Genomic DNA, 18,748 nt, shown 5'->3' with positions numbered 1-18,748 from the left:
CCGTACGACTCGACCCCCGCGCACCGACGAGGTGCGCGGGGGTCGAGTCGTACGGGCGGTGCGGCGAGTGGCCTCAGAGCCACCCGGCGAACTCCAGCGACAGCTCGCCCGTCTGCCGCCGTCCCTCGGCCAGCGCCCGGGTGCCCGACTCCACCGCCCGGAACAGGGTCCAGCCGTGCAGCCGCTCCTGGCCGACCTCCAGCGAGTCCGCCAGCTTGCGCACCCGGCGCCGGGCCGTCGCAGGCCCGCCCGGCGAGGCGATCAGGTCCTCCACGCGGTCGCGCACCAGCCGCGCCAGGTCGTAGGCGCGCTCGCCCACCAGCGGTTCGGGCCCGACGGTGAGCCAGGGCGCCCGCTCGCCGGACAGCACCTTGCTCTGGCGGAAGTTGCCGTGCAGCAGCAGCGCCTCGGTGGGGTCCGCGACCAGCTCCTCGCGGACCGCCAGCGCCGCCTCCACCAGGGGCGCCAGCTCCGGGTCCCCGGCGGCGAACGCGCGCATCGCGCCGGTCCGCCGCCCGGTCCGCTCCGCGACCGTCTCGAACGCGTGGTCCCGGGGCGGCTCCACCCAGAGCCTGCGCACCGTGCCCGCCGCCTCCAGCAGCGCCTTGGCCTCCGGCAGCGAACGCAGCGACACCTCCGGGTGCAGGCGCTCCAGCAGCATCCCGCCGCCGGGCGTCACGGCGGCGGCCGGCTCCAGGAGACGTACCGAGCCCCAGCCGTTCCAGTGGGCCAGCGCGGCCCGCTCGGCGTCCGGCGCCGCCCCGGGCGGGGCGATCTTCAGCGCGGCCGGGGTGCCGTCCGCCCGGCGTACCAGCAGGACCACGCTGGTACGCCCGCCGGGGGCGGCCACCCGGTCGACGGTCAGGGCCCGGCCGCCGGCGGAGAGCTCCGCCTCCACGAGCGGGCCGAGCGAGCCCAGCCAGGCGTCGGCCGCGGCCTTCCCGTACTGCTCGTCCAGCGCTCGCGCCAGACGCTGCGGCGGTTCGAAACCCATACCTGCCTTGTACCTTTCCGAGGCCGGTTCAGTGACCCGATTCAGTGCGTCCCGGCGGCGCCGGCGGCCTCCAGGGGAGAGGGGGACGCGGTCCCCGCCCGGCCGGCCCGCTCCGCGAGCCCCGGAAAGGCTACGCCGGAGCCCCGCCAGCGGGCCGCGCGCACGGCGGCCTCCCGCAGCGCGAGCGCCGCGTCCCGCCGGTCCGCGCCCTCCGTGGCCCGTACGAGGTCGGCGCAGGCACCCGCGACGCCGTCCTCCAGGGCGGCTGCCAGCCGCAGCGCCGCCGCACCGTCGTGGACCGCGAACGGCAGAGCGTACGCGGCGTCCGCCACCACCGGGACACCGCCCAGGTCCCGCACCGCCCGGGCCAGCGCGTCCCGGCGGGCCCGGTGCGCGTGGTAGGCGCTCGTCGCCTCGGAGCGGCGACCGCCGGAGGTCCGCGCCCCGACCACGCCGTAGCCGTAGACGGCCGCGTGCTCGGCCGCCAGGGCGGCCTGAGCCGCCGTCAGTGCCTGGGCCGTCATGACGCCGGGGCCTCCTTGGCCAGTTCGGTGAGCAGGTACGCGTGCACGCCGCACGCGGCGGCGACCGACGCCAGCAGCCGGGACAGCTCCGGTTCCGCCTCCAGCAGTGACGCGCTGTGGGTGTCGCCCGCCCGCCGGGCCTCGGCCGCGAGCTCCTTCAGGGCGGTGCGCGCGTCACCGGCCGGGGGCGCCGACGCGGAGGGGCCGGTGGTGCTCTCGACCGCCTCGGTCGTGGGGGTGGGGCTCGCGGAGCCCGTCGGGGCCGGGCTCCTCGGGGCCGTGGCCGACGGGCGGGGCGAGGCCGTCGCGGTGCCTTCGGCGAGGGCCTCGGCGTGCTGCCGTACTTCGGCCCGCAGCGGAGCCAGCCCTGCTTCCGTCGCCGGATGATCGGCGGCGACCCGGTCGTACCGGTCGAGCAGCGCGGCGCTGGTCCGCGCGGCGGTCGTCCGCAGTCTCTGCTCGGGGCTCGTCCGGGCGGCTCGGCCCGTCCCGGTCCGCTCCGCCGCGGGACGTTCCCCGCCGTCGCAGCCCGCCAGTACCGTTCCCGCCACGAGCGCTCCGGCGGCGGTGAAAGCCCCCCTGCGCGTCGTCCCCGTGGGCCGCACTTTTCTCCTTCGGGCTTGAACAAGTCCTGACAGGATCTGTCCTGAAGTGATCACCGCTGGCGAGCGTACCCGCGTGCGGGCGGCCCGAGGACGGCAACACCCCCCGCGACCGGATACCCTTTGTCCTGACGCACGACGATCCCCACAACAGCAGACGCGGCCGAGGAGTCACCCGGATGAGCACCAACCAGAGCGAGAGGCTGCGCGGGCTGCTCGAACCGCTCGTCGCCGCCGTACAGCTCGACCTCGAGGAGATCGAGGTTTCCCGGGCCGGCCGCCGCCGCGTGCTGCGGATCGTCGTCGATTCGGACGACGGCGTCGAACTCGACACCTGCGCGGAGCTCAGCCGCTCCCTCTCCGAGAAGCTCGACGAGACCGACGCGATGGGCGAGGACGAGTACGTCCTGGAAGTGAGCTCGCCGGGCGCCGACCGCCCGTTGACCGAGCACCGCCACTACGTTCGCGCCACCGGTCGGCTGGTCAAGTTCAAGCTGACCGCCGAGGCGGGCGCCGACGAACTGGTCGCCCGCGTGCTGGAGGTCGACGACGAGGGCCTCGATCTGGAGGTCCCGGGCGTCAAGGGCCGTAAGCCCACCTCGCGCCGGATCGCCTTCGCCGAGATCGACAAGGCGCGCGTGGAGATCGAATTCAACCGCAAGGACAAGAAGGAAGAGGAGGCGTAGCCGTGGACATCGATGTGAAGCTTCTGAGGGGCTTGGCGCAGGACAAGGGAATCCCGTTCGACGTGCTCGTCGGGGCGATCGAGTCGGCCCTCCTCATCGCGTACCACCGCACGGACGGCAGCTTCCGCCGGGCGCGCGTGGAGCTGGACCGCAACGGCCACGTCACCGTCTGGGCGACGGAGGACCCGGCCGACCTGGAAGAAGGCCAGGAGGCCAAGGAGTTCGACGACACCCCGTCCGGCTTCGGCCGCATCGCGGCGACCACCGCCAAGCAGGTCATCCTGCAGCGGCTGCGCGACGCCGAGGACGACCGGACCTTCGGCGAGTACGCCGGGCACGAGGGTGACGTCGTCACCGGTGTGGTCCAGCAGGGCAAGGACCCGCGCAACGTCCTCGTCGACATCGGCAAGCTCGAAGCCATCCTGCCGGTGCAGGAGCAGGTGCCGGGCGAGGAGTACACCCACGGCCTGCGGCTGCGCACCTACGTCGTCCGGGTGGCCAAGGGGGTCCGCGGCCCGTCCGTGACGCTGTCGCGCACCCACCCCAACCTGGTGAAGAAGCTCTTCGCGCTGGAGGTCCCGGAGATCGCCGACGGTTCCGTCGAGATCTGCGCCATCGCCCGCGAGGCCGGCCACCGCACCAAGATCGCGGTCCGCTCCACCCGTTCCGGGCTCAACCCCAAGGGTGCCTGCATCGGCCCGATGGGCGGCCGTGTCCGCAACGTCATGGCGGAACTGCACGGCGAGAAGATCGACATCGTGGACTGGTCCGACGACCCGGCCGAGATGGTCGCCAACGCGTTGTCCCCCGCACGGGTGAGCAAGGTCGAGATCGTTGACCTCGGTGCCCGATCCGCCCGGGTGACCGTGCCCGACTACCAGCTCTCGCTGGCGATCGGCAAGGAGGGGCAGAACGCCCGTCTGGCCGCACGCCTCACCGGCTGGCGCATCGACATCCGCCCGGACACCGAGACCGACGAGGAGCGCGACGTCGCCGACCGCGAGCGGGCCGAGCGGGCCCGGGAGCGCTCGGAGCGCGGCTGACCCGACGTGCGGTCGCCGGCCTCCGGGACCCCGCTCCGGCGGGATGGACCGGGGGTCGCGCCGTCCGTGCGACGTGCTGCCGGAGCGGTGCGTACGGCGTACCGCGGGGCGGGCAGGCGCCTGGGGAAACCGGGGCGTCAGGAATAGATCGACGCGGGAACCCGCTGGAGATCACAACAACATCCGTTCGATTTTTGCCCCAAAGGGGTGAGGTCGGCGCGGGGAGGTAGACTTAGCGTGTCTGGCCGGACGCAAGCCCGCGCTTGTCCCGAACGCACCTGTGTGGGATGCCGGGAGCGAGCGGCCAAGACCGAGTTGCTGCGCATCGTGGTGGACGAGGGCGCTTGTGCGCCTGATCCACGCGGTACGCTGCCCGGCCGGGGCGCGTATGTGCACCCGGCATCTGTCTGTCTCGACCTGGCGGTCCGCCGCCGGGCGTTCCTCCGGGCCTTCAAGGCCAAGGGGCCGTTCGACACCACCGCGTTGCAGCGGTTCGTCGAGCGGGTGGCACCGCAAGAAAAGTGAACGGCACGGGTCCCCGTGCGGTCAGGTACCTCGCGAGTTGGAAGTAGGTCGAGATTGCGATGAGCACTCGATGAGTACGCGATGAGTACGCCCATGAAGTAGCGACGGTCCGGCGGTAACCCGGACCTAAAAGGAGCGAAGTGGCTAAGGTCCGGGTATACGAACTCGCCAAGGAGTTCGGCGTAGAGAGCAAGGTCGTCATGGCCAAGCTCCAAGAACTCGGTGAGTTCGTCCGTTCGGCGTCCTCGACGATCGAGGCGCCGGTTGTACGCAAGTTGACCGATGCACTGCAGGGGCCCGGCGGCAACGCCGGCAAGTCCGCTGCCAAGCCGGGAGCGCCTCGCAAGGCTGCCCCCGCCAAGCCCGCGGCGCCCTCCCCGGCCGCTGCGGCACGTCCCGCTGCCCCCAAGCCCGGCGCACCGGCTCCCAAGCCTGCCGCCGCGCCTGAGGCCGGCGCCCCCGCGGCTCCGGCCGCACCGTCGGCCGGTCCCCGTCCGGGCCCGCGTCCGGCCCCCCGGCCCGCCCCGGTGACCCCGGTCCCCGTCGCCGAGTTCTCGGCGCCGGAGCCGGCCCAGCCGGCCGCGCCGCAGCAGCCCCAGGCCCCGCGCCCCGCGGGTGCCACCCCGGGTCCGCGTCCCGCGCCGGCCCGTCCGGCTCCGGCCGGCGGCCAGCGTGACGGCGGCCAGCGCGACAGCCGTGACGGCGGTCAGCGCGACAACCGCGGCGGCGACCGCCCCGCGCGTCCCGCCGGCCAGGGCGCCCCGCGTCCCGGCGGCGCACGTCCGGCCGGTCCCCGTCCGGGCAACAACCCGTTCACCTCCGGCGGTTCCACCGGCATGGCGCGCCCCCAGGCGCCCCGTCCCGGCGGTGCCCCGCGCCCCGGCGGCGGTCAGGAGCGCCCCGGCGCCCCGCGCCCCCAGGGCAACACCGGCGGTCCCGGCGGCGCCCCGCGTCCGCAGGGCCCCCAGGGCGGTGCTCGTCCGAGCCCGGGCGGCATGCCCCGCCCGCAGGCTCCGCGTCCCGGCGCTCCCGCCGGTAACCGTCCCAACCCCGGCATGATGCCGCAGCGTCCCGCTGCGGGTCCGCGTCCCGGCGGTGGCCCCGGCGGTGGCCGTGGTCCCGGCGGCGGTGCGGGTCGTCCGGGCGGCGCCGGCGGTGCCGGTCGTCCCGGTGGCGGCGGCTTCGCGGGTCGTCCCGGTGGCGGCGGCGGTGGCGGCTTCGCCGGCCGTCCGGCCGGTCCCGGTGGTGGCGGCGGTGCCGGTCGCCCCGGCGGCGGTGGCGGCGGCTTCGGCGGTCGTCCCGGCTTCGGTGGACGTCCCGGCGGCCCCGGTGGCCGTGGTGGCACACAGGGTGCGTTCGGCCGTCCCGGCGGTCCGGCGCGTCGTGGTCGCAAGTCGAAGCGGCAGAGGCGCCAGGAGTACGAGGCCATGCAGGCCCCGTCGGTCGGCGGCGTGATGCTGCCTCGCGGCAACGGACAGTCCGTCCGCCTGTCGCGCGGTGCCTCGCTCACCGACTTCGCCGAGAAGATCGGCGCCAACCCGGCGTCGCTCGTCGGCGTGATGATGAACCTCGGCGAGATGGTCACCGCCACGCAGTCCGTCTCCGACGAGACGCTGAAGCTCCTCGCGGACGAGATGAACTTCGTCCTCGAGATCGTCAGCCCGGAGGAGGAGGACCGCGAGCTGCTCGAGTCCTTCGACATCGAGTTCGGCGAGGACGAGGGCGGCGAGGAATCGCTCATCCCGCGTCCGCCGGTCGTGACCGTCATGGGTCACGTCGACCACGGTAAGACCCGACTCCTCGACGCGATCCGCAAGACGAACGTCGTCGCGGGCGAGGCCGGCGGCATCACCCAGCACATCGGTGCCTACCAGGTCTCCGCCGAGGTCAACGGCGAGGACCGGAAGATCACCTTCATCGACACCCCGGGTCACGAGGCGTTCACCGCCATGCGTGCCCGTGGTGCGAAGTCGACCGACATCGCGATCCTCGTGGTGGCGGCCAACGACGGTGTGATGCCCCAGACGATCGAGGCGCTGAACCACGCCAAGGCGGCCGACGTGCCGATCGTGGTCGCGGTCAACAAGATCGACGTCGAGGGTGCCGACCCGGTCAAGGTGCGCGGTCAGCTCACCGAGTTCGGTCTGGTGGCCGAGGAGTACGGCGGCGACACCATGTTCGTCGACATCTCCGCCAAGCAGGGTCTCAACATCGACTCCCTGCTGGAGGCCGTCGTCCTCACCGCCGACGCCTCGCTCGACCTGCGGGCCAACCCGGAGCAGGACGCGCAGGGTATTGCGATCGAGTCCCACCTCGACCGCGGTCGCGGTGCCGTCGCCACCGTCCTGGTGCAGCGAGGCACGCTGCGGGTCGGCGACACGATGGTCGTCGGCGACGCCTACGGCCGAGTCCGCGCCATGCTCGACGACAAGGGCGAGAACGTCGAGGAAGCGGGTCCGTCGACCCCCGTCCTCGTCCTCGGTCTCACCAACGTCCCGGGTGCCGGCGACAACTTCCTGGTCGTCGACGAGGACCGCACGGCCCGGCAGATCGCCGAGAAGCGTGCGGCCCGCGAGCGCAACGCCAACTTCGCCCGCAAGGGTGTCCGGTTCTCCCTGGAGAACCTCGACGAGGCGCTCAAGGCCGGTCTGGTCCAGGAACTCAACCTCATCATCAAGGGCGACGCGTCCGGTTCGGTGGAGGCTCTCGAGTCCTCGCTGCTCCAGCTCGACGTCGGCGACGAGGTCGACATCCGCATCCTGCACCGCGGTGTGGGTGCGGTCACCGAGTCGGACATCAACCTGGCGACCGGCTCCGACGCCATCGTGATCGGCTTCAACGTGCGTGCCGCAGGGCGCGCGCAGCAGATGGCCGAGCGCGAGGGCGTGGACGTCCGGTACTACTCGGTCATCTACCAGGCGATCGAAGAGATCGAAGCGGCCCTCAAGGGCATGCTCAAGCCGGAGTACGAAGAGGTCGAGCTCGGTACGGCGGAGATCCGCGAGGTCTTCCGCTCGTCCAAGCTGGGCAACATCGCCGGTGTTCTGGTCCGGTCGGGCGAGGTCAAGCGCAACACCAAGGCGCGCCTGCTCCGCGACGGCAAGGTCATTGCGGAGAGCCTCAACATCTCCGGTCTGCGCCGCTTCAAGGACGACGTCACCGAGATCCGCGAAGGCTTCGAGGGCGGTATCAACCTCGGAAACTTCAACGACATCAAGATCGACGACGTCATCGCGACGTACGAGATGCGCGAGAAGCCGCGAGGCTGACCCGTACCTCAACAGTCGGGGCCGATCGGCGGGAGGAAAATCCCGTCGATCGGCCCCGGCCGTTCCGTGTACGGTTCTGGTGTTCCTGCCAAGCGTGCGCAGGACACGACCCCGAACCGGCGGGACATCCGGGCATCCATGTATGTGGGGACTCTGTCCTTCGATCTGCTCCTCGGCGACGTACGGTCGTTGAAGGAGAAGCGTTCCATCGTCCGGCCGATCGTCGCCGAGCTCCAGCGCAGATTCGCGGTGAGCGTGGCGGAGACGGGCGATCAGGATCTCCATCGCAGGGCCGAAATCGGCCTCGCCGTGGTCTCCGGGGAAACCCGGCACCTCACAGACGTGCTGGACCGGTGCGAGCGACTCGTCGCCGGCCGGCCGGAAGTGGAGCTGCTGTCCGTACGGCGGCGGCTGCACAGCGACGAAGACGATTGAGCAAGGCAGAAGGAGACGGACCAGTGGCCGACAACGCGCGGGCGAAGAAGCTGGCGGACCTCATCCAGCAGGTGGTCGCCGAGAAACTGCAGCGCGGGGTCAAGGACCCCCGGCTGGGTACCCACGTGACGATCACGGACACCCGCGTCACCGGTGACCTGCGGGAGGCCACGGTCTTCTACACGGTCTACGGCGACGACGAGGACCGTGCCAGCGCGGCGGCCGGCCTGGAGAGCGCCAAGGGCGTGCTGCGGTCGGCGGTCGGGGCGGCGGCGGGGACCAAGTTCACCCCCACCCTCACCTTCGTGGCGGACGCCCTGCCGGGCAACGCCAAGGCGATCGAGGACCTCCTCGACCAGGTGCGGGCCTCGGACGCCAAGGTACGCGAGGCGTCCTCGGGCGCCACGTACGCCGGTGGCGCCGACCCGTACCGCAAGCCGGAGGACGAGGACGACACCTCAGCATGACGGAGCAGATCAAGACGCCGGACGGCCTTGTCATCGTCGACAAGCCGTCCGGCTTCACTTCGCACGACGTCGTCGCCAAGATGCGCGGCATCGCCCGCACCCGCCGCGTCGGCCACGCCGGCACGCTGGACCCGATGGCGACCGGGGTGCTGGTGCTCGGCGTGGAACGGGCCACCAAGCTGCTCGGCCACCTCGCGCTCACCGAGAAGGAGTACCTCGGTACGATCCGGCTCGGCCAGGACACCGTCACCGACGACGCCGAGGGCGGGATCACCTCGTCCACCGACGCCTCGAAGGTCACCCGTGAGGCCATCGACGCCGGTATCGCCGCCCTGTCGGGACCGATCATGCAGGTCCCGTCCAAGGTCAGCGCCATCAAGATCGACGGCAAGCGGTCGTACGCGCGGGTGCGCGGCGGCGAGGAGTTCGAGATCCCGGCCCGTCCGGTGACGGTCTCCTCGTTCCGCGTCTACGACGTCCGCGAGGCGGTCGCGGAGGACGGCACCCCGGTGCTGGACCTGGTCGTCTCCGTCGTCTGCTCCTCGGGGACGTACATCCGGGCCCTCGCCCGGGACCTCGGTGCCGGGCTCGGCGTCGGCGGGCACCTGACGGCGCTGCGGCGCACCCGGGTCGGCCCGTACGGCATCGACACGGCCCGTACGCTCGACCAGCACCAGCAGGAGCTGACCGTGATGCCGGTGGCCGAGGCCGCCGCGACGGCGTTCCCGCGCTGGGACGTGGACGAGAAGCGGGCCAAGCTGCTGCTCAACGGGGTCCGGCTGGACATGCCGGCGTACCCGCCGGGGCCGGTCGCGGTCTTCGGGCCGGACGGCGCCTTCCTCGTGCTGGTGGAGGAGGAGAAGGGCAAGGCCAAGAGCCTCGCCGTCTTCGCCTGAGCGGTCCCCGAACCGTCTCCCGGCGTTTCCGTTCTCCCGCACGGCTTCTTCACGCGGCCTGCTTTCCGTCCGGTGCGCACCGGACGGAAAGCAGGCCGTTCCCGTGGAGCTGCCCCCCGTCTCCACGAACCCCCCTCCGCCGAGCACTCTGTCCATTCGGGCCCCCGAACTCACCCCAATGGACGGGCGCTCGGGGTGAATCAGGGGCGCGAGGGGGCGCATTCATCCGTTCTGGCCTCTCGGGCCGCCCCCGCCCGCCTACCTTCGGACCCATGGGAAGCGGGGACCGGACGACGCTGGTGAGGATCTGCGACCAGGCAGGCCGGCCCCGGGGCACCGGATTCCTGGCCGACGACCGGGGCACCGTCGTGACCAGCCACCAGGTCCTCGACGGCCCCGCGCCCGGCGGCCCGCTGCTCTTGCACGGCGCGGACGGGGTCCCCCACCCGGTGGACCCCGGAAGCATCGTCCCGCTGCCCGCCCTCGGCCTCGCACTGCTGCGCACCGCGGACACCACGGCCCTCGGCCTGGAACCCCTGCCCATCGCCGCACCCGAACGCGCCGAGCCGGGGGCGTACGTCCACATCGCCGCCCATGGCATCCGCCAGGCCCGCGTGCTCGGCACCGCCCCGGCCACCTACACCACCCGCGACGGACACGCGCATCCGGTGGCCGCCGTGCTGGAGCTCGCCGTCGGCACCGACGGCCGGGACGCGCTGCGATCCGGCGGCGCCGCCGTCGGCGGACCCGTCACCGACCCCCGGACCGGAGCCGTCCTCGGCGTGCTCTGCCCCGCCCTGCGCGCCGGGCACGAGGCGGCCGGGCTCGCCCTGCTGCTGCACCCCGGCGACGGCGGCCCGCTCGACGAGCTCCTCGGGCGCAACGCCCTCACCGTCCCCGGCTACGGCCGGGACCTCAACCTCGCGGGCGCCCTCCGGCTCACCGCCCCCTCCGTCGGCACGGCCCGCCCCATCCAGCAGGGCCCCCACCCCGTCGAGCCCGTCCCGCGCGAGCACGTCGCCGCCGAGCTCGCCGCCTTCGAGTGCGGTCCGGCGACCGTCCTCGGGCTCGTCGGCGCACCCGGCACCGGCCGCACCACCGAACTCGCCGCCCTCGCCGCCCGACGCGCCGAGGCGGGCGGCTGCGCGCCCACCCTCCGGCTGCGCGGCGCCGACCTGCGCGCCGGCGACCACTCCGTGGCCGACGCCGTCGCCCGGACCCTGGACCGCTCCGCCCGCATCGTGAACGCGGCGGACGGCCCGGGAGCCCCGGAGGACAGTACGGCCGGAGCCACCCCCGAGCGGATCGCCGCCCTCGCCGCCGGCGCGGGGCGCCCGCTGCTCGTGCTGCTCGACGGGCCCGAGGAGATGCCGACCGTCCTCGCCCACCGGCTCGCCGCCTGGACCTCCGCCACCGCCGGCTGGCTCCGCGCGCACGAGGCCCGCATGGTGGTCGCCTGCCGCCCCGAGCACTGGGAGACGGCGGGCGCCCTCCACCCGCCGGGCGTCCTGCACCACCCCGCGCGCCCCGCCGTCGGGCTGCCGCCCGGACTGCTCCTCGGTGACCTCGACGAGGAGCAGGCGGCCCTGGCCAGGGAGCGGTACGGCCTCGCGGACGGAGCCGTCGCCGCCGGGCACGACCGCCATCCGCTGACCCTGGGACTCCTCGCCGAGCTCCGCGCGGTGCTGCCGCCCGACGTACCCGGCACCCCGGACACCCAGGACGTCTTCTCCGCCCACCTCGACCTGACCTGCGCCCGGGTGGCCGTCCGGATCGCGGCACCCGCCGATCCCCCCGTGAGCGGCCACGCCGTACGCAGGCTCGCCGCGCGGGTGGCGGGCCAGGTGCACGAAGCGGCCCGCAGGTGCCTGGGGCCCGGCCAGGGGGAGCTGGACCAAACCGCCTTCGAGGAGCTCTTCCCCCGGCGCACCGGCTGGGCCTCCGCCGTCCTGGCCGAGGGCCTCCTGGTCCCGGCCGGCGAGGGCTACCGCTTCGCCCACGAGGAGGTCGGCGACTGGGTGCAGGGCGCCCACCTCGACCTGGACGCCGCCCTGACCTTCCTGGTGCACCGGTGGCACGCCGACGAGCGGCCCGCCACCGGGCCTGGCCCCGGACCGGAGGGCGGCCCGGCCTCCTCGAACCACCCGGCCGTACCCCGCCACCGCATCGGGCCGGTCGTCCAGGCGATGCTGCTGGCCGGCCGGCGCCACGGCGACGCCGCCCTCGCGCACCGCATGGCCGACCTGATCGAGGCGCTCGACCGGCTGGGCGCCCGTGTCCGGGACGGCCGTCCCTCGCGTCCCGGCCACGAGGACGCCGCGTGGTGGGCCGCCCGGCTGCTGCGCGAGACGCTGCTCAAGGTCGCCGACGCCCGCCCGTACGCCGGAGTGCTGCGGGTGCTCGCCGGGCGGATCACCCGGGCCGCGTCGGAGGGAGCCGGGGCCGAGGACACGGCGCCGGCCGGGGCGTACACCGCGTTCGACCCGTGGTTCTGGCGGCGGCTGCGGCTGCCCCTGGAGGACCGGGTCGACCTGCTGCGGATGCTGATGCCCGCCGACAGGGGACCGGGGCGCTCCGGCGAGGAGCGCTTCCTCGACGCGGTGGACCGCCTGCTGACCGCGGGCCCGGCGGCCCCGGCGGCGGTGCGGCGGATGCTCTGCGGCTGGTTCACCGACGAGCGCCCGCTCCACGCCGGCGGCTCCGGCGGTCCCGACGACCCGGCAGGTGGCCGCCCGCCCCTGCGGCCCACCGTGGCCACCGCCGCGCAGACCCTGCTGTACGCACGCCGCGACCTCGCCCCGGACGACCTCGCCGACGCCCTCGTGGACACCCCGCACCCGTGCGCCGCCGAACTCCTCCTCGCCCTCGCCGAGGACGAGCCCGCCATCCTGAGCCGCGCGACCGCGCGCTGGGCGCGGGACGACGAGCGGCCCGAGCGCCGCGCCGCCGCCGCGCGCTACGCCGGGGCCGTCTACGGCCGGGCGGATGCGGCCGAGGACCGGGCGCTGCTGCGCGCCGCCGCGCTCGCCCTGCTGGGGCGCACGGAGGACGGCCCGCTGCACGGCCCGGCGCTCGCGCTCCTCGTCCGCGACCCCGAGACCCGGGACCGGTGGCTGCCCCAGGCTCTGGGGGCCTATGCGGAAGGTGCGCCGGGCCTGCCGACCGCTTTGGTCGCCGAGGCGCTGCCGTCGTCCCCGCAGCCCGTGCTCGCCGCCCTCCACGGCCGGCTCTCCCGCCCGGGGGAGGAGGCGGGCAAGGCGCTCGCCGAGCTGGCCGCCCTGGACCTCCCGGCGCTCTCGCTGCACACCGCCGGACTCGTCCGCACCTACCTCCAGCACTCCGGGGACGGCGAGGGCTCCGCCGGCGCGCGGGTCGCCGCCCTGGTGGACCAGAGGCTCGAACAGGGCGCGGCGGCCCGCGCGCTGCTGCTGCCCCTGGTCGCCTCGCTGCTCCGGGACCCGCCCGCGCCCGCTCCGGTCCGCGCGGCGCTGGCCCGGACCCTCGCCTCCGGGGGCAGCCCCGCGTCCCGGCCCGCGCGCGCCGAACTGCTGGAGACGCTGATGGAGTACGAGCAGACCACCGGGCGCGACCCGGACGTGCTGCACGCCCTGCTCCGGGCGGCCGCGGCCGGTTCGGCGCGTCGTCCCGAGCCCCGTACCCGCGCGCTGGTGCACCGTACCGGGACGCTCCTCGTCCGGTCGGCCGAGGGCGCCGAGCGGTTCGACCGCGAACTGGTCGCCCTCGCGTCCGCGGTGCCGGGATTCGCTTCGATGGTCTGCCGATGGCTGGCCGCCGCCCCCGAGGAGTGGGCGGCCGTGGTGGGGCCCGACGCCCGGGCCTCCCTGGAGCGCCTGGCAGCCTCCCGGCGCACGATGACGGTGCCGATGCAGGCGACCGGACACGAGCATGGCAGTCTTAGGCCTGCGTAATCTACATACCGCATGTAGATGCAGACTCGGGCGAGGAGCGGTCACGGTGCAGTGCTGGCGCGGCTTGGAGGACATCCCAGAGGACTGGGGACGCAGCGTCGTCACCATCGGGTCCTACGACGGGGTGCACCGAGGGCACCAGCTGATCATCGGCCGGGCCGTGGAACGCGCCCGTGAGCTGGGTGTCCCGTCCGTCGTGGTGACCTTCGACCCGCACCCCAGCGAGGTCGTCCGCCCCGGCAGCCACCCGCCGCTGCTCGCCCCGCACCTGCGCCGGGCGGAGCTGATGGCGGAGCTGGGCGTCGACGCGCTGCTCATCCTGCCGTTCACCCCGGAGTTCTCGAAGCTGGCGCCCGCCGACTTCATCGTGAAGGTGCTGGTCGACAGGCTGCACGCGCGCACCGTCATCGAGGGACCGAACTTCCGGTTCGGCCACAAGGCGGCGGGCGACGTCGGGCTCCTCGCCGAACTGGGCTCCACCTACGACTACACCGTCGAGGTCGTCGACCTGTTCGTCAGCGGAGAGGCGGGCGAGGGACTGCCGTTCTCGTCCACGCTCGCCCGTCGGCTGATCGCCGAGGGCGACGTCTCCGGCGCCGCCGAGATCCTGGGACGTCCGCACCGGGTCGAAGGCATCGTGGTGCGGGGCGCGCAGCGCGGCCGGGACCTCGGCTTCCCCACCGCCAACGTCGAGACGGTCCCGCACAGCGCGATCCCCGCCGACGGCGTCTACGCGGGCTGGCTCGACGTGGCCGGCGAGTGCATGCCCGCCGCGATCTCGGTCGGCACCAACCCGCAGTTCGACGGCGTCGAGCGGACGGTGGAGGCGTACGCCATCGGCCGCGTCGGCCTGGACCTGTACGGCATGCACGCGGCGGTCGACTTCCTCGCCTACGTGCGCGGGATGCTGAAGTTCGACTCCATCGACGACCTGCTGGTGGCGATGGCCGCCGACGTCGAGCGGTGCACCGGGCTGATCGACGCGTACGAGGCCGAGCGCGGCGCCTGACCACGCCCGGCCCCCTGGGCCGTGTGTCGAAAGTCCCGCCTGTCCGGCGACGCCCGGCACGCACGCTTGCCGCGTTGTCGGGATCACCCCGATACATCCAGTATCGGGGCGACCCTCCGCCTTGCGATCGCACGCACCGGACGCCGCCGGACCCGCCCTTCGGGCGGACGGCGCCACTTTCGACACACGGCCTGACCTACGCCGGAGCCGGCTGCTCCCCGCCGGTCGCGCGCGCCCAGTGGCAGGCGACCTGCCCCGCGCCGCCGCCGTCGAGCACCGGCAGGTCCTGCGTACGGCAGGCGTCCGCCACCCCCGCCCGCTCGGCCTCGCCCGAGGCGAACACCTGGCAGCGGACGTGGAACCGGCACCCGCCCGGCACGTTCGAGGGGTCCGGAGCCTCGCCGGACAGCACCACGGGCTCGCCCGGCGCCTCCGGCAGCACCGACAGCAGGGCCTTGGTGTACGGATGCCGGGGAGCCGTCAGGATCTGCTCGACGGCCCCGGTCTCCACGATCCGCCCCAGGTACATCACCGCCACCCGGTCCGCGATGTTCCAGGCGAGCCCGAGGTCGTGGGTCACGATCAGCGCGGAGAGCCCGAGTTCGTCCCTCAGTCGCAGCAGGAGCGCCAGGATCTCGCCGCGCACCGAGGCGTCCAGCGAGGCCACCGGCTCGTCGGCGACGAGGAGTTCGGGCTCCAGCACCAGGGCCCCGGCGATGACGACGCGCTGACGCTGACCGCCCGACAGTTCGTGCGGGTAGCGCAGGAAGAACCGCTCGGGGGGCCGCAGCCCGGCCCGGGAGAGCGCGCCGGCCACCGCCGCGGTCTCGTCGCCCCGGTGCCCGTGGATGCGCAGCCCCTCCGCCACGGCGTCGTACACCGTGTGGCGGGGGTTGAGGGAGCCACTGGGGTCCTGGAGCACCAGCTGGGCGCGCTTGCGGTACGCCTTCATCGCCCGCGCCGAGGGGTCCAGCGGCCGGCCCTCGAAGGTGATCCGGCCCGAGGTCGGGGCCACCAGGCCCAGCAGGGAACGGGCGAGCGTGGTCTTGCCGCACCCCGACTCGCCGACCAGGGCCACGATCTCGCCGGGCCGGATGTCGAGCGCCACCCCGTCCACGGCCCGCGCGGGCGCGGCACCCCGACGGCCGGGGAAGGTGACCTCCAGCGCCTCGGCGCTCAGCAGGGGAGTGGCCGGCAGGGGGGTGGTCGGCAGGGGGGTGGTCGTCATGGGGTGCTCCTCGCTTCCTCTGCCCCGGGCTCGCTCGTGCCCGTGGCCGTACCGGTGTCCTCGGGCTCTTCGGCAGCCGCGGGTACGACCGGCTCTTCGACGGGGGTGGGCTCCGTGGCGGGCGTCGCCGCCGGGCCCACCAGGACGCAGGCCGCGCGCCGTCCGGGCCCGGCGTCCCGCAGCCACTGGTCCTCCTCGGCGCAGGAGTCCAGCGCCGCCGAGCACCGGGGGTGGAAGGCGCAGCCGGACGGCAGCGCCGCCGGGTCCGGCGGGTCGCCGGGCAGTCCGCGCGGGGCGTGCCGCGAGGCGGGGTCGCCGATGCGCGGGAAGGCGGCGGAGAGCGCCGCTCCGTACGGGTGCCGGGCGTGCCGGTACACCTCCTCGGCCGGGCCCTCCTCCACGACCCGGCCCGCGTACATCACGGCGAGCCGGTCGCAGGTGTCCGAGAGGACCGCCAGGTCGTGGCTGATCATGACGAGGCCGAGGTCCTGGTCGGCGACGAGCTGTTCGATCAGCCGGAGGATCTGGGCCTGGATCATCACGTCGAGGGCGGTGGTCGGTTCGTCCGCGACGATCAGCCGGGGATCGCAGGCGAGCGCCATGGCGATCATGACCCGCTGGCGCTGGCCGCCGGAGAGCTCGTGCGGGTAGGCGGCGGCCCGCGCCGCGGGCAGCCCCACCTGTTCCAGAAGTTCACCGGCGCGGGTGCGGGCGGCGGCCGGGGTGGCCCGGTGGTGCAGCAGGATCGGTTCGGCGATCTGGTCGCCGACCCGGTGCACCGCGTTGAGGGAGTGCATGGCCCCCTGGAAGACGATGGACGCGCCCGCCCAGCGGACCGCCCGCAACCGGCCCCACTTCATCGTCAGGACGTCCTCGCCGTCCAGCAGGATCTCGCCGCTCAGCCTGGCCGACGCGGGCAGCAGCCGCAGCAGCGCGAGCGCCAGCGTCGACTTGCCGCAGCCGGACTCCCCGGCGATGCCGAGCTTCTGCCCGGCGTCGACGCGCAGGTCCACGCCGCGTACGGCGGGGACGGCCGACGGCCCGGAACCGTAGGTGACACGGAGGTCGCGCACCTCCAGCAGGGGCCGTGGCGAGGTCGCTGTCATGCTGGTCCGTTCCTCGGGAGCGCTCAACGGGCCACCCCCAGCTTGGGGTTGAGCACGGACTCGATGGTCCGGCCGCAGAGGGTGAAGGCGAGCGCGACGACCGCGATGGCGAGTCCGGGCGGGGCGAGGTACCACCAGTTGCCCGAGCTGACGGCCCCGGCCTCCCGGGCGTCCTGGAGCAGCCCGCCCCAGGAGACGACCGTGGGGTCGCCGAGCCCGAGGAAGGCGAGGGTCGCCTCGGTGAGGATCGCGGTCGAGATCGCCAGTGTGGTCTGGGCGAGGACCATCGGCATGACGTTGGGCAGCACGTGGCGGCTCATGATGTGGCCGTGCCCGCCGCCGAGCGCCCGGGAGCGCTCGATGTACGGGCGGGACTCCACGGAGAGCGTCTGGGCCCGCACCAGCCGCGCGGTGGTCGGCCAGGTCGTCACGCCGATCGCGAGGACGGTGGTCCACAGCGACCGCGACAGCACGGTGGCCAGGGCGATGGCGAGCACCAGGGTCGGCATCACCAGGAACCAGTCGGTGACCCGCATGGCCACCGTTCCGTACCAGCCCTTGAAGTGACCGGCGGTGACGCCCACCAGGGTGCCGATGGCCACCGAGAGGAAGGCGGCGAGCAGCCCCACGGTGAGCGAGACCCGTGCACCCCAGAGCAGCAGCGCCAGCAGGCTCCGGCCGAACTGGTCCGTACCGAGGGGGAACGCGGCACTCGGCGACTCCATGGGGCCGCCGGGGGCTTCGGTGACGCTCTTCGAGTCGGCCCCCACCAGCAGCGGGGCCGCCAGCGCCAGAACGGCGATGACCACCAGCACGGCGAGCCCCACCACCCCGGCCCGGTGCGTCCGGTACTGCGCCCAGAAGCGGGCAGCGGCCCGCCGCCTGCGGGTCCACGCCAGGGAGCGCGGGCTGCTGCCCGGGCCCAGCGCGTCCGTCGAGGTCGTCATCGGGCCACCCGGGGATCGAAGAGCGGATAGAGCACGTCGGCGAGCGTGTTCATCAGGATCACCGCGGCGGCGAAGACGAAGAACAGCGCCTGCACCAACGGCAGGTCGGGCACGCTCAGTGCCTGGTAGAAGAGACCGCCGAGGCCGGGCCAGGAGAACACGGTCTCCACCAGGATGGCACCGGCGACCGTGTTGCCGAGGTTGACGAAGAGCAGCGTGACCGTCGGCAGCATCGCGTTCGGCACCGCGTGCCTGCGGCGGACCTGGTCGTCCCGCAGCCCCTTCGCACGGGCCGTCGTCAGATAGTCGCTGCCCATCTCGTCGAGCAGCGAGGAGCGCATCACCAGCAGGGTGCGGGCGTACTCCACCGCCACCAGCGTGAGGACGGGCAGGACCAGGTGGTGGGCGACATCCAGGACGTACCCGAAGCCGGACGAGTCGCCGGACTCCATGCCACCGGTCGGGAAGAGCCCGGGGATCGGGCCGATGCCGACCGAGAGCGTGATGATCAGCAGCAGTCCGAGCCAGAACGACGGTACGGAGTACAGGGTCAGCGCGAACGCCGTGTGGAAGCGGTCCCCGAAGGAGCCGTTGCGCCAGGCGGAGCGGGAGCCCAGCCAGATGCCGATCGCGGTGTAGATCACGAACGCGGTCCCGGTGAGCAGCAGCGTCGCGGGCAGCGCCTCGGCGATCTTGTCGACGACCGGGGTGCGGAACTGGTACGAGGTGCCGAAGTCGCCGGTCAGGGCGTTGCCGCAGTACTGCGTGAACTGTCGCCAGAGCGGCAGGTCGAGGCCGAACTCCCGCCGCATCGCGGCGATCTGCTCGGTGGTCACCTGGCGCCCGCCGGTCATCTGCTTGACCGGGTCGCCGGGGATCAGCCGGAAGAGGAAGAAGCTGGTGACGAGGACGGCGAAGAGCGAGACGGCCGCGCCGGCCAGCTTGCCCGCCGCGTAGCGGAGGTAGGCGGTGGTGGAGCGGGCGCGCGGACCGCGGACCGCCGGCCCGGCCTGGGCCGGACCGGCGGTTCCCGCACCCTCCACGCCCGCCGGGCCGAAGCCCGGCAAGGGAGTGCTGTCAGTGCTCAT

16 protein-coding genes are annotated in these 18,748 nt (G+C 74.0%); 9 read left to right on the top strand and 7 right to left on the bottom strand.

Features of this window, described 5'->3' with window-relative positions; translation table 11 throughout:
• Window positions 1–73 precede the first annotated feature (73 nt).
• From ACFZAX_RS16990 to ACFZAX_RS16980, 3 genes are read right to left on the bottom strand one after another with little or no spacing between them, the layout of a single operon-like run.
• Window positions 74–994: an aminoglycoside phosphotransferase family protein gene (locus ACFZAX_RS16990; protein WP_390962349.1), complete on the bottom strand. Its 921-nt coding sequence runs from the start codon at window positions 992–994 to the stop codon at window positions 74–76.
• Window positions 995–1,035: 41 nt separating this feature from the next.
• Window positions 1,036–1,518 (bottom strand): DUF4439 domain-containing protein, encoded by a 483-nt coding sequence (locus ACFZAX_RS16985; protein WP_390962348.1) that lies wholly within the window; start codon window positions 1,516–1,518, stop codon window positions 1,036–1,038.
• Window positions 1,515–2,123, bottom strand: coding sequence for a hypothetical protein (locus ACFZAX_RS16980; RefSeq protein WP_390962346.1), 609 nt, complete (start codon window positions 2,121–2,123; stop codon window positions 1,515–1,517). The genes ACFZAX_RS16985 and ACFZAX_RS16980 overlap by 4 nt, the downstream gene beginning before the upstream one ends.
• 176 nt (window positions 2,124–2,299) lie before the next feature.
• Here ACFZAX_RS16980 and rimP point away from each other — a divergent pair, with 176 nt between their 5' ends.
• From rimP to ACFZAX_RS16935, 9 genes are all read left to right on the top strand, one after another.
• Complete coding sequence (gene rimP, locus ACFZAX_RS16975) at window positions 2,300–2,806, top strand: ribosome maturation factor RimP (protein WP_390962344.1); 507 nt, start codon at window positions 2,300–2,302, stop codon at window positions 2,804–2,806.
• Between the two features lie 2 nt (window positions 2,807–2,808).
• Window positions 2,809–3,849, top strand: a complete 1,041-nt coding sequence (gene nusA, locus ACFZAX_RS16970) for a transcription termination factor NusA (protein ID WP_386892477.1) — start codon at window positions 2,809–2,811, stop codon at window positions 3,847–3,849.
• Window positions 3,850–4,086: 237 nt separating this feature from the next.
• Complete coding sequence (locus ACFZAX_RS16965; RefSeq protein ID WP_327178282.1) at window positions 4,087–4,374, top strand: YlxR family protein; 288 nt, start codon at window positions 4,087–4,089, stop codon at window positions 4,372–4,374.
• Window positions 4,375–4,514: 140 nt separating this feature from the next.
• Window positions 4,515–7,643: a translation initiation factor IF-2 gene (infB, locus tag ACFZAX_RS16960; RefSeq protein WP_390962343.1), complete on the top strand. Its 3,129-nt coding sequence runs from the start codon at window positions 4,515–4,517 to the stop codon at window positions 7,641–7,643.
• Window positions 7,644–7,781: 138 nt separating this feature from the next.
• Window positions 7,782–8,078 (top strand): DUF503 domain-containing protein, encoded by a 297-nt coding sequence (locus tag ACFZAX_RS16955; protein WP_266709805.1) that lies wholly within the window; start codon window positions 7,782–7,784, stop codon window positions 8,076–8,078.
• 23 nt (window positions 8,079–8,101) lie between these two features.
• Window positions 8,102–8,545, top strand: a complete 444-nt coding sequence (rbfA, locus tag ACFZAX_RS16950) for a 30S ribosome-binding factor RbfA (protein WP_328719101.1) — start codon at window positions 8,102–8,104, stop codon at window positions 8,543–8,545.
• Entirely contained in the window at window positions 8,542–9,441 is a 900-nt protein-coding gene (truB, locus tag ACFZAX_RS16945) for a tRNA pseudouridine(55) synthase TruB (protein WP_390962342.1), read from the top strand. Before rbfA ends, truB begins: the two co-directional genes overlap by 4 nt.
• A 272-nt stretch (window positions 9,442–9,713) precedes the next feature.
• Window positions 9,714–13,370 carry a trypsin-like peptidase domain-containing protein gene (locus ACFZAX_RS16940; RefSeq protein ID WP_390962341.1) on the top strand — a complete coding sequence of 1,219 codons (3,657 nt, stop codon included), beginning with the start codon at window positions 9,714–9,716 and terminating at the stop codon, window positions 13,368–13,370.
• Window positions 13,371–13,416: 46 nt separating this feature from the next.
• Entirely contained in the window at window positions 13,417–14,379 is a 963-nt protein-coding gene (locus tag ACFZAX_RS16935) for a bifunctional riboflavin kinase/FAD synthetase (protein ID WP_390962340.1), read from the top strand.
• Between the two features lie 196 nt (window positions 14,380–14,575).
• Here the strand turns inward: ACFZAX_RS16935 and ACFZAX_RS16930 are convergent, their stop codons facing one another.
• Genes ACFZAX_RS16930 through ACFZAX_RS16915 form a run of 4 tightly spaced genes read right to left on the bottom strand, consistent with a single transcriptional unit; the run spans window position 14,576 to window position 18,748 of the window.
• Window positions 14,576–15,607 (bottom strand): oligopeptide/dipeptide ABC transporter ATP-binding protein, encoded by a 1,032-nt coding sequence (locus ACFZAX_RS16930; RefSeq protein WP_390962339.1) that lies wholly within the window; start codon window positions 15,605–15,607, stop codon window positions 14,576–14,578.
• Complete coding sequence (locus ACFZAX_RS16925; RefSeq protein WP_390962338.1) at window positions 15,604–16,848, bottom strand: oligopeptide/dipeptide ABC transporter ATP-binding protein; 1,245 nt, start codon at window positions 16,846–16,848, stop codon at window positions 15,604–15,606. Before ACFZAX_RS16925 ends, ACFZAX_RS16930 begins: the two co-directional genes overlap by 4 nt.
• Entirely contained in the window at window positions 16,737–17,660 is a 924-nt protein-coding gene (locus ACFZAX_RS16920; RefSeq protein ID WP_390962337.1) for an ABC transporter permease subunit, read from the bottom strand. Before ACFZAX_RS16920 ends, ACFZAX_RS16925 begins: the two co-directional genes overlap by 112 nt.
• A complete protein-coding gene (locus tag ACFZAX_RS16915; RefSeq protein ID WP_390962336.1) occupies window positions 17,657–18,748 on the bottom strand; it encodes an ABC transporter permease subunit in 1,092 nt (363 codons plus the stop codon). Before ACFZAX_RS16915 ends, ACFZAX_RS16920 begins: the two co-directional genes overlap by 4 nt.

This window comes from Streptomyces sp. NPDC008125, from assembly GCF_042957125.1.
Lineage (GTDB): Bacteria > Actinomycetota > Actinomycetes > Streptomycetales > Streptomycetaceae > Streptomyces.
This window is presented reverse-complemented; position numbering and strand designations above follow the sequence as displayed.

Excerpts from the sequence above, each read along its gene's own strand:
- ACFZAX_RS16990 (WP_390962349.1), bottom strand. The coding sequence starts at position 994 with ATGGGTTTCGAACCGCCGCAGCGTCTGGCGCGAGCGCTGGACGAGCAG.
- ACFZAX_RS16985 (WP_390962348.1), bottom strand. The coding sequence starts at position 1,518 with ATGACGGCCCAGGCACTGACGGCGGCTCAGGCCGCCCTGGCGGCCGAG.
- rimP (WP_390962344.1), top strand. The coding sequence starts at position 2,300 with ATGAGCACCAACCAGAGCGAGAGGCTGCGCGGGCTGCTCGAACCGCTC.
- ACFZAX_RS16955 (WP_266709805.1), top strand. The coding sequence starts at position 7,782 with ATGTATGTGGGGACTCTGTCCTTCGATCTGCTCCTCGGCGACGTACGG.
- truB (WP_390962342.1), top strand. The coding sequence starts at position 8,542 with ATGACGGAGCAGATCAAGACGCCGGACGGCCTTGTCATCGTCGACAAG.
- ACFZAX_RS16940 (WP_390962341.1), top strand. The coding sequence starts at position 9,714 with ATGGGAAGCGGGGACCGGACGACGCTGGTGAGGATCTGCGACCAGGCA.
- ACFZAX_RS16930 (WP_390962339.1), bottom strand. The coding sequence starts at position 15,607 with ATGACGACCACCCCCCTGCCGACCACCCCCCTGCCGGCCACTCCCCTG.
- ACFZAX_RS16920 (WP_390962337.1), bottom strand. The coding sequence starts at position 17,660 with ATGACGACCTCGACGGACGCGCTGGGCCCGGGCAGCAGCCCGCGCTCC.
- ACFZAX_RS16915 (WP_390962336.1), bottom strand. The coding sequence starts at position 18,748 with ATGAGCACTGACAGCACTCCCTTGCCGGGCTTCGGCCCGGCGGGCGTG.